At 69.8% G+C, this 15,745-nt stretch carries 12 protein-coding genes and 2 pseudogenes; 6 read left to right on the top strand and 8 right to left on the bottom strand.

The genetic code is table 11. The features are described from left to right. Positions 1 to 63 precede the first annotated feature (63 nt). Both ACFWWR_RS38400 and ACFWWR_RS38395 read left to right on the top strand, forming a co-directional pair. The gene (locus ACFWWR_RS38400) at positions 64 to 1,173 is read left to right on the top strand and encodes an LLM class flavin-dependent oxidoreductase (protein ID WP_384308270.1); all 1,110 of its coding nucleotides are present in this window, start codon (positions 64 to 66) and stop codon (positions 1,171 to 1,173) included. A gap of 19 nt (positions 1,174 to 1,192) precedes the next feature. After that, positions 1,193 to 1,498 (top strand): hypothetical protein, encoded by a 306-nt coding sequence (locus ACFWWR_RS38395; protein WP_384308267.1) that lies wholly within the window; start codon positions 1,193 to 1,195, stop codon positions 1,496 to 1,498. Between the two features lie 909 nt (positions 1,499 to 2,407). On the opposite strand, the gene ACFWWR_RS38390 is transcribed toward ACFWWR_RS38395, so the two are convergent. Both ACFWWR_RS38390 and ACFWWR_RS38385 read right to left on the bottom strand, forming a co-directional pair. Next, entirely contained in the window at positions 2,408 to 2,932 is a 525-nt protein-coding gene (locus ACFWWR_RS38390; RefSeq protein ID WP_384308264.1) for a hypothetical protein, read from the bottom strand. A gap of 253 nt (positions 2,933 to 3,185) precedes the next feature. Beyond that, on the bottom strand, positions 3,186 to 4,175 hold the full coding sequence (locus ACFWWR_RS38385) for an ornithine cyclodeaminase family protein (RefSeq protein ID WP_384308262.1): 990 nt from the start codon (positions 4,173 to 4,175) through the stop codon (positions 3,186 to 3,188). 655 nt (positions 4,176 to 4,830) lie between these two features. On the opposite strand from ACFWWR_RS38385, the gene ACFWWR_RS38380 reads away from it, so the two are divergent. Beyond that, the gene (locus ACFWWR_RS38380) at positions 4,831 to 5,358 is read left to right on the top strand and encodes a GNAT family N-acetyltransferase (protein WP_383868476.1); all 528 of its coding nucleotides are present in this window, start codon (positions 4,831 to 4,833) and stop codon (positions 5,356 to 5,358) included. 362 nt (positions 5,359 to 5,720) lie between these two features. Here ACFWWR_RS38380 and ACFWWR_RS38375 read toward each other — a convergent pair whose 3' ends face one another. Further along, positions 5,721 to 8,018 (bottom strand): PQQ-binding-like beta-propeller repeat protein, encoded by a 2,298-nt coding sequence (locus ACFWWR_RS38375; protein WP_383868478.1) that lies wholly within the window; start codon positions 8,016 to 8,018, stop codon positions 5,721 to 5,723. A 361-nt stretch (positions 8,019 to 8,379) separates the two neighbouring features. Beyond that, positions 8,380 to 8,757 (bottom strand): annotated as a pseudogene (locus ACFWWR_RS38370) (transposase); the annotation flags it as partial. Positions 8,758 to 8,919: 162 nt separating this feature from the next. Here ACFWWR_RS38370 and ACFWWR_RS38365 point away from each other — a divergent pair. Then, positions 8,920 to 9,903: an aldo/keto reductase gene (locus ACFWWR_RS38365; RefSeq protein WP_384308259.1), complete on the top strand. Its 984-nt coding sequence runs from the start codon at positions 8,920 to 8,922 to the stop codon at positions 9,901 to 9,903. 439 nt (positions 9,904 to 10,342) lie between these two features. Here ACFWWR_RS38365 and ACFWWR_RS38360 read toward each other — a convergent pair whose 3' ends face one another. Beyond that, entirely contained in the window at positions 10,343 to 11,254 is a 912-nt protein-coding gene (locus tag ACFWWR_RS38360; protein ID WP_383868480.1) for a helix-turn-helix transcriptional regulator, read from the bottom strand. A gap of 216 nt (positions 11,255 to 11,470) precedes the next feature. On the opposite strand from ACFWWR_RS38360, the gene ACFWWR_RS38355 reads away from it, so the two are divergent. Together ACFWWR_RS38355 and ACFWWR_RS38350 are read left to right on the top strand one after the other, a co-directional pair. Then, positions 11,471 to 12,448: an aldo/keto reductase gene (locus ACFWWR_RS38355; RefSeq protein ID WP_384308256.1), complete on the top strand. Its 978-nt coding sequence runs from the start codon at positions 11,471 to 11,473 to the stop codon at positions 12,446 to 12,448. A gap of 46 nt (positions 12,449 to 12,494) precedes the next feature. Then, positions 12,495 to 12,826 (top strand): annotated as a pseudogene (locus ACFWWR_RS38350) (IMP dehydrogenase); the annotation flags it as partial. Here ACFWWR_RS38350 and ACFWWR_RS38345 read toward each other — a convergent pair. The 3 genes from ACFWWR_RS38345 to ACFWWR_RS38335 all read right to left on the bottom strand — a co-directional run bounded on the left by ACFWWR_RS38345 (position 12,783) and on the right by ACFWWR_RS38335 (position 15,742). After that, positions 12,783 to 12,929 (bottom strand): hypothetical protein, encoded by a 147-nt coding sequence (locus ACFWWR_RS38345; RefSeq protein ID WP_384308287.1) that lies wholly within the window; start codon positions 12,927 to 12,929, stop codon positions 12,783 to 12,785. The pseudogene ACFWWR_RS38350 and the gene ACFWWR_RS38345 overlap by 44 nt on opposite strands. A 364-nt stretch (positions 12,930 to 13,293) precedes the next feature. Continuing rightward, positions 13,294 to 13,743, bottom strand: a complete 450-nt coding sequence (locus ACFWWR_RS38340; protein ID WP_383868484.1) for an ATP-binding protein — start codon at positions 13,741 to 13,743, stop codon at positions 13,294 to 13,296. 25 nt (positions 13,744 to 13,768) lie between these two features. After that, entirely contained in the window at positions 13,769 to 15,742 is a 1,974-nt protein-coding gene (locus tag ACFWWR_RS38335; protein ID WP_383868486.1) for a dynamin family protein, read from the bottom strand. Between the last annotated feature and the right edge of the window lie 3 nt (positions 15,743 to 15,745).

Below are 15,745 nucleotides of genomic sequence, written 5' to 3'. Positions count from 1 at the left end.
ATTCGGCCAGGCGTGTTGCGGAGTAGTAGTTGATGTATCAACATGATGGAAAGGCTAATCACGATGCAGTTCGGCATCTTCACCGTCGGTGATGTCGCCACGGACCCGGCCACGGGCCGTACGCCGACCGAGCACGAGCGGATCAAGGCGATGGTCGCCATCGCGCAGAAGGCCGAGGAGGTGGGCCTGGACGTCTTCGCGACCGGCGAGCACCACAACCGGCCGTTCGTGCCGTCGTCCCCGACCACGATGCTGGGCTGGATCGCCGCCCGCACGGAGCGGATCATCCTCTCCACGGCCACCACGCTGATCACCACGAACGACCCGGTGAAGATCGCCGAGGACTACGCGATGCTCCAGCACCTGGCCGACGGCCGGGTGGACCTGATGATGGGCCGCGGCAACACCGGCCCCGTCTACCCGTGGTTCGGCAAGGACATCCGCGACGGGATCAGCCTCGCCGTCGAGAACTACGCCCTGCTGCGGCGGCTGTGGCGCGAGGACGTCGTGGACTGGGAGGGGAAGTTCCGAACGCCACTCCAGGGGTTCACCTCCACCCCACGGCCGCTGGACGGCGTGCCGCCGTTCGTCTGGCACGGTTCCATCCGCTCCCCGGAGATCGCCGAGCAGGCCGCCTACTACGGCGACGGCTTCTTCCACAACAACATCTTCTGGCCGAAGGAGCACACCCGGAAGATGATCGACCTGTACCGGGAACGGTACGCGCACTACGGTCACGGCAGCGCCGAGCAGGCGATCGTCGGCCTCGGCGGCCACGTCTACATGCGCCGCAACTCCCAGGACGCCATACGCGAGTTCCGCCCGGTCTTCGACCGCTCACCGGTGATGGGCGGCGGGATGTCCATGGAGGAGTACATGGAGCAGACCCCGCTGACGGTCGGTACCCCGGAGCAGGTCATCGAAAAGACGCTCAGTTTCCGCGAGTACGCCGGTGACTACCAGCGCCAGCTGTTCATGGTGGACGGCGGTGGCGTTCCACTCGAGGCGGCGCTGGAGCAGATCGACATGCTTGGCGCGGAGGTGGTCCCGGCGCTGCGCAAGGAGTTCGCCGTCGGCCGGCCGGCCGATGCGCCCGACGCCCCCACCCATGCCTCGCTGCTCTCCGCCCACGGCCCCGGCCTCACTCGGGAATCGGCAGCAAGGGAGGGCTGATGACCGTCAACTCGACAGCTTGGGCAACCGCAACGGCTACCCGGCGCAGGACGGAGCGGCGCCAGACCGCTGGGCCGGCGCCCTGCACCTGTTCGACAACGGCGTCAACGTGCCACACCAGGAGCGCGTCCTCGAACGCTGGGAGAGGGCCCAACTGCTCTTCGAGGCTCCGGCCTACTTAGGCATCGCCCGTCTCCTCGCCGTTGTTGTCGAGGATGCCCAGGAGCAGACCGGCCCTGGCTGCTGCGTTGAAGGAGCGTCCGGGGCGGCCTCGGCGAGGCAGCGGCCTCGTGGAAGGACCGGCCGCTGTCTCGGAGGTCCGTGACCTCCGAGCCGACGCTCACGATGGATTCCGGGTGAGGCCCCTCGCGGCGTTACTCACCTGTGCAACGACACGTCGCGACAGGGGGGGCGCAGAGCCAACAAGATGCCGAGACGGCTGGAGCCGGCTCGTCGGCGATTCTCCGTAGCCCTGTCGCCGGAGCTCTTGGGACAGACGGGCCTCCAGGCCTGCGCCCTCGCCCACCGCCCGGAGATTCAGCTCCCGCCGTACCTTCCCTGCCCGGCACCTCTTGGGTGACCTCCAGGATGGAGCGCACCGTCGTCCTCTCGATCCGCGCGGCCAAGTCCACGGCGGACAGGGCGAGCACCGACTCCACGAACACCCACTGCAGGTGAACCGTGTCCGGGGCGAGCTCCCGGGCTCGAACAGTTCCTCGATCTCCGCGACGGTCACGGCCCCGCCGTCGCCGCGAGCGGGCGGAAGAATCGAGTTGACTTCGCGAGGACGAATCTGCCGTGCCGGTCCCTGGCCGCACGCACGAGGGTGACCGTTGGAAGCGTGAAGACCGCCCCGAAACCGGACCCCGACCACACCGCCCGTGTACCCGGACTGCTGGTCGACGGCGCCCTGCAGGTCGGCCACTCCGCACCGGTCCGCGAGACCCTGAGCCGAGCCGTCGCAGACATCGTCTCGAACCAGGGTCCGCCTTCACTCGGATCTCACCGTTGCCACGGCGCGGGAGCCAACGCTGCTCGACTTCTCCATTGGGAAGCCACCTCACCGGCCCAGCTTCGACTGGGACGCCCGTGGTCTCCACGTTGTCACGCAGCCCAGTTGAGGTGCGCTTCTCACGGCGGAGCCAGGTGCGCCCCGCTGCTTGGACGACTTCGCTGGTGCGGAGGTCAACATGGTGAGAGCAGAGCCTCGCAGCTTGGCCACCTGGCGAAACGGTCAGGCCGCGCGAGAGAGCACCGCGGGGGCGGCTGGGGCCGCGGCGGGGGCCAGGGTCGCGTGCACGGGACGTGCGGTGCGGATGGTGGTGGTGGCCTGCGAGCGGTTCCGTGCGAAGACGACGAGGCGCAGCACCGTGAACCGTGCGACACCGGCGAGTGCGGAGGCGGACAGGTAGACGATCTGCTCGAGCACCGCACCGGGCGCCGCCACCAGCTGTCGCAGGAGAAGCATCGCCACAGAGGTCACCGCATACGCGGCCGCAGCGGACCCGGCCGACTGCACATGCTGGCGCCGGGTCGCGCGCCCGCCCGCGCCGAAGGTGAAGCGTGCGTGAAGCTCGGTGGCGAGGAGCGTGGAAACCACGGTGATCAGGGCGTTGGCCAGAGCCCAGGGAATCCAGGAGGCGAGGGCTGCCACGGCGAAGCTGGAGGTGAGCCCCACCCCGCCGCCCGAGAGCACGAAGCGGGCGAAGGCGGTGAAGGCACCGGGTTCCGCCCGCTGCCGGCTCTGCACTGTCTCCATGACCCATCCCTTTGTTGATGTGTCATCCGGTATACTTGATGTATCAACTATTCGTCAACCGTCGCTGGGAGGCGGGCGCTACGGCTGGCTCGGTTTCGCCCTGGGGAACGTTGGGACCATCCCCGCGAGCGCGGGGAGCTGCCCTGTCGGTGTATGAGCGAACGAATGTTCTTAACCGCGTACACGCGACGTGCTCAACCGGTGGACCGCGCGGTGCCGAGCCAGTCGCCGTGATCGCGTGCCGGCAGCGGCATCACCGCAGCGTGATCTCCTCGCCGATTGACTGTTCGCGGGCGGAGGCGATGACCAGGGCCGTGGCCGCGGCATCCTGTGCCGCCACGCCGACCGATTTGTAGAGGGTGATCTGGTCCGGTGTGGTGCGCCCCGGTCTGCTGCCGGCGATGAGTTCGCCCAATTCGGCGTGGACGTGATCGGCTGTGATGAGGGCGTCGCGGATCGGCATGAGCAGGTCGTTGCTGCCCGCGGGGAGCGGGGCAAGCGCAGCCTGGCGCGATTCGACGCACACCAGTGCTTCGGTGACCGTGGCGTCGTCGATCTCGCGGCCGGCCGGGTTGTACCCCACGGACGTGATGTGCACCCCGGGTGTCAGCCAGGAACGTCGGATCACGGGTTCGACGGCGTGCGTCGTCGCGGCGGCGATGTCCGCGCCGTCGAGTGCCTCGGCGTAGCTGGACACGGCCTGGACTTCGCCCTCCAGTACGGCTGAGAGTTCCTCAGCCAGGGCAGCGACTTTCGCCGGGTCCCGGCCGGCGAGGCGGATGTGCCGGATCGGGCGGACCCGGCAGATCGCGCGAGCGTGGGACCGGGCCTGAACGCCGGTGCCCAGTACTGCCAGCACTGTCGCGTCCTGGCGGGCCAGCAGCCGCGCCGACAGTGCGGAGCAGGCACCGGTGCGCGCCGCGGTGATGGCCGTACCGTCCAGCAGCGCGGTGGGCTCGCCGGTGTCCGGATCGAACGCCACGATCAGTGCCTGATGCGTAGGCAGCCGTGCCCCGTCGTTGTGCGGGAAGAGTGACACCAGCTTGGTCATGAGCACGCCGGCCGACGGCAGGAAGCCCGGCATGGCCGCCAGGAATCCATCGCGTTCGGGCACCAGGGCGGCGATGCGGTCGGGTACCGAGGCGCGGCCGGCGCTGAGGTCTGCCATCGCCGGGGCCAGGGCATCGATCAGCGAGTCCACGTCGAGCAGGCCCTCGACCTGCGAGCGGCCCAGAACAAGCATGCGCCTCCACCTCCTGATGCCGGTCATCCGGCCAGCGACCGCACAGCCAAAGCGTCAACCGCAGACCCTCATGGGGGCGGCTACGACACGCCGTCCTTCGTGACACGTCGTTCATCCGTAGGCGCCTGAGCACATCAGCGTGGACGCCGACACAGAGGCTGGCGACTCGCCGACATGCCTCTATCGCCTGTTGCCGGCGATGCCGGCGCCCGCTGCGCCGAAAGCCTGCAGCGCCGGACGGCCGCGTCGGCAGATCACGTGGAAGCGGCATTGCTCTACCGTCTCACCTCGGGCGACCTGGCCGTGGCCGACTCCCGCAGTCTCGATGCAGGGCACTGGTCTGTGGAAGTGGGTCACCGGCCCGGCACGGCTGACGAGTTCTGGTCGTTGACTGTTCGTCAGGCCCGGCCACCGGGCCTGCTCGATGACCTGCAGAGGGCAGGAGCGCCAAAGAGCGCTATGCAGGCCGGGGCGCACTGCCGGTCGTCGGACGGAACGGGCTGACCCCGGGCGGGTGATGTTCACGAGTTTCGGCTCGGCGTGATTGCTTGCCACGGGATACGAGGGCTCCTCCGGCGAGCGTGGGGTGCGGCGGCGCGGGCACCCTTGCATAGGCTGGCCGTCTCATCCGCCGCACCGCGACGAGGATCAGCCCATGCGCAGCAGCACCAGGATCCGCCTGATCGAGCCCACCGATGCCGCCCCGATAGCCGCGCATCGCGTGCGGGACTTCGAGGCTTTCCGGCCGTGGGAACCGGCCCAGCCGGCCGACTTCTTCACCCCGGAGGGCCAGGCGGAGCGGATCGACAGCCTGCTGGCCGGCTACCGGGCCGGCTCGGTCTGGCCGGGCGTGGTGCTCGCCGACGACCAGGTGATCGGGCAGGTCACCGTCGGAGGCATCCTGCCGCAGCCGCACCTGCGCCGCGGCTCCGTCGGATACTGGATCGCCGGCGTCGCCCAGAACCAAGGGCACGCCGGGCACGCCGTCGGGCTTGCACTCCGGGTGATGACGGACCAACTCGGCCTGCACCGCGCCGAGGCGTCCACCAATCTGGAGAATCTGCCGTCGCAGCGGGTGCTGCGCCGCAACGGGTTCAGCCCGTACGGCGTCGCGCACTCCTCGATCTTTCTCGACGGGAGCTGGCGGGACGGGCTGCTGTGGGAGCGGGTACTCGGCGACTGACCTCGCCGTTTCGGTTGAGATGCGACCGGAAGCGGGGAGGAGATGGAAAGCCAGGCCAGCGGACGAGAACTTCCAGGCCGGGTACTGGACTCGCAGCAGTCATGCTGAGCCTGTTCATCCCCTCACTACAGCGCCTTGAGGTCGAACCGGCAGCCAGTTGGGGTGTCCTGGGGTGAGGGACGAAGACCGGAGTGCGGTACGGGGGAACGCCCGGCTTCGGGCCCGGTGGCCGCTCCGTCTGCAGGTGTTGGGTGCGCTCGCTGCACTCGACGTGATCGCTGGACTCGACATGATCGACTCGGGACCCCCGCGGCTGGCTGGACGTGAAACCAGGTGCGGTCCGGCTGTCCGGGTACCGGTCCTCAGGTGACGGGCAGTCCGTAGGCCCGGTCGAAGTGCTGGGCCACGAGGTGTCCGGCGCCGTCGCAGGAGAGCTGCCAGTCGTTGACGCCGGTCTCGCGGCCGTCGGTGAAGTTCCACAGCAGACGGCCGGAGGCGGCGTCGATCGCGTAGAAGCCGTTCCTGTTCTCGAAGGCCGGCACATGGACGGCGTGCGCCCCCACCGCGATCGGGTGGTCGACGTTGAGGCGGGGCGTCTCACAGAACCAGCGCCGGGTGCCGGTCGCCGCGTTGAAGGCGTGGACGCCGTAGGGATCGGTGCCCGTGGCGTAGACCGTGTTGCCGCCCGCCCCGAGGGAGGCGAACATGCCGCGTTCCGCCTTCGCCTTCCAGCGGAGCTTTCCGGTGGCGAGGTCCAGGGCGATGAACTCGGAGCCGATGGCGAAGACGGTTCCGCCGAGCACCGCGAGACCCGGCCGCAGGTCGTAGCCCACCGGGTACCGCCAGCGCAGGCCACCGCCATCGCGGGTGCTGCGGACCGTGACATTGCGCAGCCCGTCGGCGTAGACGAAGTAGTCGGAAGTGATGACGGGCTTGAGGGGAACTCCGACGTCCTCGGGGTTGATCGGAATAACGACGGCCCGGCGGGCCCTGAGGTCGACGCCGAAGACCGCGCTGGTGGAGGTCGCGACGCCCTGCTCCTCTGACCGGCGTTCCAGCCTGGCGCCGAGGACCGAGACGACATGGCCGTCGTATCCACCGAGGAGTTGGTCGAACTGGAAGTCCCGGCCGAAGTCGAGGGTGAATTTCTCGGCGCCGCCCGCCAGGTCGACGCCGATCAGAGTCGCACCGGTGCCGAGGGCGACCGCGGCGTCGTTGGCCAGCAGGACGGGACTGGGGGAGAGGCTGATGCCCTGGTAGACCCATACGGGCTGGGATCCGTTCCTCAGGTCGAGGCAGATCATGTTGCCCGGGCGGCTCTTCAGCAGGGCCGTGCCGTTGTTGAAGACGGCCGGGGTCTGGAGCAGCGGGCCGCCGCGGTAGACCCAGGTCGGCTCGGGGGCGGGGCCGGGCCGACGCGCCCGCTGCCCGCCGGTTCTTCCTCCGACGACGAGGGCGGTGCCCCCGACGAGGGCCGCGCCCGCGGTCACGGCGAGGAGGGTGCGACGGCCGATACGGGAGCGCTCGGGGGCACGGCGGTGCGCGGGTGCGACGGAACGTTCCGTCGCCGGTTCCGCCGATTCGGCCGCGGCCGCCGGGGGTCTCCGCTCCGGCGGCTCGGTGGTGGGCGGCGCTCCACCGGTGGCTCCGGCTCCACCGGCGGTGCGGTTGTCGGCGTCTCCGGTCGGGAGGACGCGGTCCGGTGCCGCCGCGCCGTATCCGCCGTCGGTCCCGTGCGACGACGGCCCCACCGGCGTCCGGCCCGACCCCCATCGGGCGGACGCAATGGGGGCCCCGGCGGCTGCGTCGGCCGCCGGCCGTGCGGGCGTCAGGGTCCGCGCGAGGCGGTCGAGATCCGTCGCGGCCGCCCGGCGGTCGTCGACCATGGCGGCCACTCGCGCGGGCAGCCAGCCCTCCGTCAGCACCTGTTCGGCACCGCCGGGCGCGCAGGCCGCAGAGAGCCGGTCGGGGCTGATACGAAGGGCCGGGTCCTTGGCGTGACAGAGGCTGATGATCTTGTCGAGAGGCTCGGGCACCAGGGTCAGATCGGCCGAACCGTGGACCACCTGGTAGAGCAGGGCGGCCGCGGCGGCCCCGCTGAACGGCGCGTGTCCCGACGCCGCGAACGCGAGCACCGAGCCGAGACAGAAGACGTCTCCCTCCGGTCCCACCGGATCGCCGGTGGCTTGTTCGGGACAGACGTACTCGAGCGAGCCCAACAGGCCGCCGGAGCCGGTGAGCTGGTAACCGTCCCGGGCCCGGACGATGCCGAAGTCGATGACGCGCGGACCGTCCGCGGCGAGCAGCACGTTGGACGGCTTGAGGTCGCGGTGCACCAGCCCCTCGGCGTGCACCGCGATCAGCGCCTCGGCGATGCCCGCGCCCAGCGCGAGGACCGTCTCCACCGGCAGCGGCCCGTGTGCGGCGACCGCCTCGGCCAGGGTGGGGCCGGCTACGTAGGCGGTGGCGAGCCATGGCGTCTCGTCATCCGGCGCGGCGTCCACCACGGACGCCGTGTAGACGCCGCCGACCGCCGCCGCGGCCGCCACCTCGCGCCGGAAGCGGATGCGGAAGTTCTTGTCCCCGGCCATCTCGGGACGGATGACCTTGACCGCGACGGTGCGGCCGGCCGGCGAGGTGGCCAGATAGACCCGGCCCATCCCGCCTGCTCCAAGACGGGCCACCGGGCGGTAGGGCCCTAGCTGCTCGGGATCTTCTGGGTGCAGTGGTTGCATGCCCTCGGCCGCCTGTTCTCGGTGGTACGGGCGGGAGTCCCGCCCATGCCGCGGGGGAAGGCCCTGTGGGGGGTCTGGCAGCAGACTAGAGGCTGAAGCGGCCCATGAGAGTGCTTGTCGGCAACCGTCGCCGTTCTCCCGGACGAAGGCGTTCCGTCCTACTCACCCCTCACGACGCTGACTTGACGTTGTGTCAGAGATCGGGTGACACGTGCCCGTCCTGCGGGAACAGTGCGCCAGAAGCAACAGGCGGGAAACAAGTGCAGGATGAAACCACCAGCCCGGCGAAGACCTCCGATGTGCCGAAGGTCACCCCGCACTGGCCGAGGATCTCGCGGTGGCCGGTGGTGGAAATGCCGGTGGCGATGACCACCGCCTGAGACGCGATCCGGTGGTTGACGCGGGCCTTGCAGTAGGTGGCGTCCAGGAAGATGTAGGGAAAGACGGTGTGGTCCAGGGGCCGTTCCTTGAACGCGTCGAGTTCGGCGTCAAGCTCACCGCAGATCCGCGACACTTCGGATTCGGAGATCCCGCTGTCGGCCCCGAGCGCTTTGACCAGGTCATCCACGCTGCGGGTGGACACCCCGTGCACGTATGCCTCCATCACCACGGCGAACAGGGCCCGGTCGATGCGCCGGCGCCGCTCGAGCAACGACGGGTCGAAGAAGAACCAGCTCAGGACACGAAGCACGGCACGATCTCTGACTGGAGAGATCAGGACCTGTTCGGCGGATCACGCCCCGCGTGTGTGGGAATCCGCTTGAAGTGGTGGTCCAGGGCCACTCAACATGATCGCGCGTCACCAACCATATGAGGGGAACGGCGGATGAGGCGGAACCGGCTCGGGAAGAGCAAGGTGCAGGTCACGGAACTGGGCTTCGGTGGCGGGCCACTCGGCGGGCTCTTCGCGCCGCTGGACGACGAGACTGCCGCGGGAGCTCTTGAGACGGCGTGGGAGAGCGGGATTCGCTACTTCGACACCTCTCCCCATTACGGCATCGGGCACTCCGAGCGCCGCACCGGTGGCCTGTTGCGCGGTAAGCCCCGCGAGGAGGTGACGCTGTCGACGAAGGTGGGCAGGCTGCTGGTCCCGCAGGATCCGGCGGGCCGGATGGACGAAAGCTTTGCGGTGGCTGCCACGCACCGCCGCGTGTGGGACTTCACGCGGGACGGTGTTCTGCGCAGCGTGGAGGACTCACTCGAACGGATGGGCGTCGACCGTATCGACGTGCTGTTCCTGCACGACGCTGAGGAGCGCTTCGAGGATGCCCTGCGCGAGGGCTATCCGGCCCTCGCCGAACTGCGTGCCCAGGGGCTGGTGGGGGCGATCGGCGCGGGGATGTACCACCCTGGCAAGTTGACCCGTCTGGTCGAGGAGTCGGACGTCGATGTGGTGATGCTCTCCGGCCGTTACACGCTTCTGGACCAGAGCGCCCTCGACGAACTGCTGCCCGCGTGCTCGGACAGGGGGATCTCGGTTCTTGCGGCGTCGATATTCAATTCCGGCCTGCTGGCCATGCCCCGGCCCGCCGAGGGGGCCACCTTCGACTACGTGCCCGCCGCCCTGCAGATGCTGGAGCGCGCGCAGCGTATTGCCGATGTCTGCGAGGCACACGGTGTGACGCTCCCGGAGCTGGCGATGGCCTTCCCGCTACGCCATCCGGTCGTCTCGGGGATCGTGGTCGGAATGCGTACAGAAGAGGAAGTACGCAGCAATATCGCGGCATTCGGCGTGAAGATCCCGGCACAGGTCTGGGACGATCTGCGAAGCGAAGGCCTCCTGGACGAGCGGGCACCGGTGCACGACTGACGATCGCCTGGACCGAGATCCATCGGCCGATCATCGATCAGTTCCTGCTGACAGCACGAGGCAGCCCGCGCTGGTACTTTCGACGGCTGAGCGGCAACACGAGTCAACTGTCTGCAGAGTCTGTGCGCCCCCGTGGTGCCGGATGTTGCGGGCGCTGACTGCAGCCAGGGCCTCACGCAGCCAAAGGGCCGGGTCGCATTCGGGCCGCGGAGCGCAATGAGCTGGGCGGCGGCGTGTTCGTGTCCCTGCTCCTGGCGGCGGATCTTCTGCGCTGCACGGGCGGAAGCCGCCGGTTCACACAATCCGGGACGGCTTCGTGGGCGAACTCGGACGCCGGTGGCCGCAGCGTGGCGCTTCGGCGTCGGGTTCGCCTCTCTGGCCGCCCAACAGGTGCGTGCACCAGATGCTGCATCCGCTGATCGGGCCGGGTGCCCCGCGCCTACGGCTGCTGGCGGTGCTGTTCGGCGTCCGACCGCGCCGAGTGCTGTTCAGCTTGGGGAGCGGTCATGTCGAGCAGGAGCAGGGCGTCGTGGTCGGGGGTGCCGGGTTCGGCGGTGTAGACGCCGATGCGCTGGCCGGGGGTGCCTTCCAGCTGCATGGACTGGGAGGTGAGCGTGACCGTGCCAACGCGGGGGTGGTGGAAGGTCTTCTGCGCAGGCTTGCGGCCGGTGACCTCGTAGCGTTCCCACAGCCGGGCGAAGTCGGGGCTCTTGAGGAGGAGTTCACCCACCAGGTTGGTGAGGTCGGGAGCGTCGGGGGCGGTGCCGGCGACGGCGCGCAGCCGGGCGACGCAGCCGGTGATCTGGCGGTCCCAGTCCGGGAACAGATCACGCGCCGCGGGGTGGAGGAAGAGGTATCGGGCGAGATTGCGGTGCTTGGCCGGCCAGTCCTCCAGGCCCGCGTAGAGGGCGAGGCCGCCTCGGTTCCAGGCCAGCATGTCCATGCTGCGGCTGATCACGTAGGCGGGGTTCGGGCTCAGCGACTCCAGCAGCAGCTTCAGGTGAGGGCGCACGGTGCGGCTGGGTGCGGGCGGGGGTTCGGGGGTGTATCGGGCGGCGCGGGCGGCGAGCTCGCGCAGGTGCTGGTGTTCCTGGTCGTCCATGTGCAGGGCGCGGGCGAGGGAGTCGAGGACGGCGGGGCTGGGGCGGGTCTCCTTGCCGCGTTCCAGGCGCACGTAGTAGTCGATGCTGATGCCGGCGAGGGTGGCCAGCTCCTCGCGGCGCAGACCGGGGGTACGGCGGATGCCGGTGCCGACGGCGAGGCCGACGTGCTCGGGGCTGGTCTGGGTGCGGCGGGCGCGCAGGTAGCGGCCCAGCTCGGCGCCCTCGCTGTGCGCGCTCTCGGATGCCATGACTCCAGTCTCACCCGCTGGGCACCCGCTGCGCGGGCGGGAGGGGGCCCTGTCATTACCCCTGAACAGCCCGCCCTGCCACACCGGAGCAGTCCGGGCGAAGGTGAATGAGGAAGACGCCTGCGCCCTCGCCGTCGCCCAGGTTCCAATCGGCACGACGTGCCGGGCCGGGCGAGAGTGAGGGGCCGGGCAACGCCACCAACCGGAGAAGGCGAGATGCGGTACATCAAGCTGCGTGACCTGGAGGTTTCCCGGATCGGGCTGGGTGCGATGGGCATGTCCCACGGCTACACCGGCGCGGGCACCGACGACGCGGAGTCGATCAGGACCGTGCACCGGGCGCTGGAGCTGGGCGTCACGCTCATCGACACCGCCGAGATCTACGGGCCCTACACCAACGAGGAACTGCTGGGCCGGGCGCTGAAGGGGCGTCGGGATCAGGTGGTGCTGGCCACCAAGTTCGGCCTGGTCTCGCACGGCGGCGACGGCGCGTGGAACCTGGACTCCAGCCCGGCCAACATCCGCACCGCGGTGGAGGGCTCCTTGCAGCGGCTGGGCACCGACCACATCGACCTGTACTACCAGCATCGGGTGGATCCGAACACGCCGATCGAGGAGACCGCCGGCGCCGTCAAGGAGCTGATCGACGAGGGCAAGGTGCGCGCCTTCGGCCTCTCCGAGGCAGGCCCGGACACGATTCGCCGCGCCCACGCCGTCCAGCCGGTCACCGCGGTGCAGTCGGAGTACTCGCTGTGGACCCGCGGTATCGAGGAGCGCGTCCTGCCCCTTCTGCGGGAGCAGAACATCGGCCTCGTGCCGTTCTCTCCGCTGGGCCGCGGCTTCCTGACAGGCACCGTCCGCCCCACCGACCAGTTCGACGAGGACGACTTCCGGCGCGGCAACCCCCGCTTCACCGGCGAGAACTTCCAGCGCAACCTGGCGCTCGCCGACGAGGTCAAGGCCCTGGCTACCGAGGCCGGCGCCACGCCCGCGCAGGTCGCGCTGGCCTGGCTGCTCGCCCAGGGCGACGACATCGCCCCGATCCCGGGCACCAAGCGCGTCAGCCGGGTCGAGGAGAACACCGCCGCCGACACGGTCACGCTGACCAGCGAGCAGCTCCACAAGCTCAGCAGCCTGCCGCCCGCCGCCGGCGACACCCACACCGAGGCCCAGGCGCACATGCTCGAACGCTGATCACCCGCACCCCCCCAGCACGACCCCTGTTTGGAGTGGTACCCCCATGCGTGCAGCAGTGATGTACGGAGCCGGCGACGTTCGCGTCGAGGACCGGCCCGACCCGAAGATCGTCCAGCCGACGGACGCGGTGGTGCGCACGCTGGCCGCGTGCGTGTGCGGCAGCGACCTGTGGCCCTACGCGTCGATGCCCGCCACCGACGCCGGCCGCCCCATGGGGCGCCCCGTTCACCTACAGCGACAACACCTGCGACTACTGCGCCAAGGGCCTGCACATCTCGTGCCGCAACGGCGGCCGGTACGGCTTCGACGGAGTCGGCGGCCACCGGCAGCTTCACCAGAGTGCCCTTCGCGTACGGGACGCGGACGGCTTCGCCCTGCCCGCCATCCAGACGCGGGTCGGGGCGATGCCGAGGACGGGCCGGGCGGTCGTCGCGGTGACGGTTTCCAACAGGCGGCGCGGGATGGCGGGCGCGTCCACGGCGTCCCCGCACGCGACCGTCCTGATCCAAACCAGGAGTTCGGCCGGGAGGCGTCCGCGAGCCGGAACCCGCCGGCTCCGGTGCGCAGCGCGCCGTAGGCGTACTCGTGCGGTTCGAAGCTGGTCGGCAGGGACCCCGGGAGGTCTGTCGGACTCGACGACGGGCCGAGTGGTCTCGATACCGTCCATGCCGGGCATGCGGACATCAGGACGGCATCGGCGGAGTTCGGCTGCGGTACGGACTGTTGCGCTGGTCCGCGGCCTCGCCGACGGCGGTGAGGCCGGGGCGAGCCTCCAGCAGCGTGCCGAAGCCCAATCCGCTGCGGCGCCTGCTCGTCGACGGTGAGGACGATCGTCAAGCGGGTTATTTCTCAAGGGAGTTGACCGGCGGGTTGGGGATGAGGACGGCGTGGACGGTCCAGCCACCGTGAGGGTTGGGCCCGGCGCTGACCTCGCCCCGGTAGAGGGCGGCGCGCTCCCGCATGCCGACCAGGCCCCGGCCGCTGCCCGTCCGGCCACGGCGTGCACGCGGGGTACGGGGCGGGCCGGTGTCCTCGACCATGAGGCGCACGGTGTCGGGGTCGGCGGCGATGGAGACGTGGACCGAGGTGTCGGAGGCGGCGTTCTTGACGGTGTTGACCCGGAGGTTGTCGTCGCCTTGTCGGTCGGCGTCGCCGTACATCCTGCTGAGCAGAGCGTGGCGCGCGGGCGTCCGCAGGAGCGACGGGTGTCTCGTGACATACGCGGCCTGATCTTCCACGGAGGTGAGACGGACCAGTGTCGTCAGCATGACGTGCAGGTCTTTCGGATCCATGGCCTTCCTTCCTCCCACTCCGCGGTCACAGGCCGGGAAGGGGGTCCAGTCCCGCGAGCAACTCGGCGGTGTCGTGGTCGATGCGGTCCAGCTCCGCCGCGAGTGTGTCCAGTAGTCGAAGTTCCGCGGCGACGGCCTCCCCGCCCCGCCGCTTGGCCTCGAGAGCGGCGTCCACCTGGCTGCGTACCGACTCGATCTCGGTGTGCAGGCCGGACGCGAACTTACTGGTGGCGTCACGGAGACCCCGAACGGCCTCCGTGGCCATCTTCGCGGCGTGCGCCTCTCGCTGGGCCAGCAGTTGGTCCCTGAGGCGCTCACCGATCGCTTGGCGGACCTTCTTCTCCGCCGCGGGCAGTTCCTTGAGGTTCAGCGCGGCCGCGATGCCCATCGCGATGAAGGCAAGTCCTCCGGTCCCGACGCCGAGCAGGATGCCGACGGTCAGCCCGCCCATGATCGGTGCCGCTTGCTTGAGCATCCCCTTCATGCCGAACCTGGCGCCGGCGAAGCCGAGGGCCGGTCCGCCGCCGACCCAGCCGAGTACCGTCGCCACGGTGCGTTCCCCAACGCCGGGCCCGGCGCCCTCGCCGATGGTGTCGCTCGTTCCGGCTGCGAAGAGCGCAGAGCGCAGAGCCTTGAGGTCGGCCTCGAAACGCTCGACCTCGCTCTCCATCACCGTGGAGAGGACGGCACCATGCGTCTCCAACACCGGCCTCAGCACCTCGGCCTGCCACGTGCTGACCTCCGACTCGGCACGGGCGGCGATCGCGGCGCCCAGTTCCTTGGCCAACGCCTCGGCGTTCTTCTTCACCCGGAGGCTCCAGCCGATACCGGCCTCCGTCTCCGCCGTCACGGCCCAGTCGACGCACCGGTCGGCGATGGTGCGCAGGAGGTCCCTGGCGCGTGCGTCGATGGAGACGTGTGCCTCGTCGATGACCGCGCCGGCGCCGTCGAGGAACCTCTGCCGACGCGCCTCCAGGGCGAGCAGATCGGGCTGTAGCGCGGCATGCCGTCGCTCCAGTTCCGCACGGCTCGAGGCCGCGAGCCGGCGGCGGTCGGCCACCGCGCCGTGGGCCATGGCGGTGTACATACCGAGTCGGTTCGCGGCGATCAGGAGCTGCACGCGTCCCCTCTCCCGGGCGAGGAACTCGGACAGCGCCTCCTCGAACTCGGTGATTCCGGAGCTCTCGATCAGTTCCTGGTCGCCGCTCATCCGCCCGTTGAGGGCCTGCTTGGCGCGTACGAAGAACAGCGCTTCCCGCGGGCGGCGCAGGTTCTCCACCGTCCGTCGGATGGACTGCAGGGCGATCGGCAGCTCGTACTCGTCCAGGGTGTCGGTCTTGGTGATCACGAACAGGACGTCTTCATGGCCATTGGCACGGATCCTGGATTCCAGGTAGTGGCGCTCGTTCTCGGCGAAGGCGACGGTCGCGTCGACCACCATGATCACCGCATCGGCGCTCTGCAGGTAGTTCAAGGTGATGTCGGTGTGCACATTGATGTTGTTGAGCCCAGGGCTGTCGACCAGCACCACTCCGTCGCGACACAGGTCGACCGGCCATCGCACCACCGCGCGCTTGTACGGGCTGGCCGCTTCGGGGTCGTCCTGGTCCACCGCCAGGTACTCCTCGAGCCGGTCGACGTCCACCGGTACCGGCTCGGGCGTCAGGCCGTTGTCGGACGTCGGGTACAAGTGGGCCGTGGCCTGCTCGGCGTAGTGCACCTCTGTGATGACGGCGGTGGTCGGTTCCGGCTTGGTGGGCAGGACCCGGTCGCCGAGAATGGCGTTGACCAGGGTGCTCTTGCCCCGGTTGAAGTCGCCGACGATCATCACGGTGAAGCGTCCGTCCCGGACCTGCTTCTCGAGATCCGCCAGGTCACCGGCGACGGCGTCGTCCCGCAGCTCACGGACGACCGTGGACTGCCGTTGGGTCAACTCCAGGAGAACGAGCCTTTTCCTGGCGATGCCGCCGAGGTCGTCCGCGTCAGCATTCTTGGGCATGCG

This window comes from Streptomyces sp. NPDC058678 (assembly GCF_042714835.1).
Classification (GTDB): Bacteria; Actinomycetota; Actinomycetes; order Streptomycetales; family Streptomycetaceae; genus Streptomyces.
Note: the sequence above shows the minus strand (reverse complement) of the source record. Positions and strands in the feature narration are given on the sequence as shown.

What these genes read in the sequence shown, in the direction of transcription:
- ACFWWR_RS38380 (WP_383868476.1), top strand. Translation starts at nt 4,831, where the DNA reads ATGCGCAGCAGCACCAGGATCCGCCTGATCGAGCCCACCGATGCCGCC.
- ACFWWR_RS38390 (WP_384308264.1), bottom strand. Translation starts at nt 2,932, where the DNA reads ATGGAGACAGTGCAGAGCCGGCAGCGGGCGGAACCCGGTGCCTTCACC.
- ACFWWR_RS38400 (WP_384308270.1), top strand. Translation starts at nt 64, where the DNA reads ATGCAGTTCGGCATCTTCACCGTCGGTGATGTCGCCACGGACCCGGCC.
- ACFWWR_RS38360 (WP_383868480.1), bottom strand. Translation starts at nt 11,254, where the DNA reads ATGGCATCCGAGAGCGCGCACAGCGAGGGCGCCGAGCTGGGCCGCTAC.
- ACFWWR_RS38355 (WP_384308256.1), top strand. Translation starts at nt 11,471, where the DNA reads ATGCGGTACATCAAGCTGCGTGACCTGGAGGTTTCCCGGATCGGGCTG.
- ACFWWR_RS38335 (WP_383868486.1), bottom strand. Translation starts at nt 15,742, where the DNA reads ATGCCCAAGAATGCTGACGCGGACGACCTCGGCGGCATCGCCAGGAAA.
- ACFWWR_RS38375 (WP_383868478.1), bottom strand. Translation starts at nt 8,018, where the DNA reads ATGGGCCGGGTCTATCTGGCCACCTCGCCGGCCGGCCGCACCGTCGCG.
- ACFWWR_RS38340 (WP_383868484.1), bottom strand. Translation starts at nt 13,743, where the DNA reads ATGGATCCGAAAGACCTGCACGTCATGCTGACGACACTGGTCCGTCTC.
- ACFWWR_RS38385 (WP_384308262.1), bottom strand. Translation starts at nt 4,175, where the DNA reads ATGCTTGTTCTGGGCCGCTCGCAGGTCGAGGGCCTGCTCGACGTGGAC.
- ACFWWR_RS38365 (WP_384308259.1), top strand. Translation starts at nt 8,920, where the DNA reads ATGAGGCGGAACCGGCTCGGGAAGAGCAAGGTGCAGGTCACGGAACTG.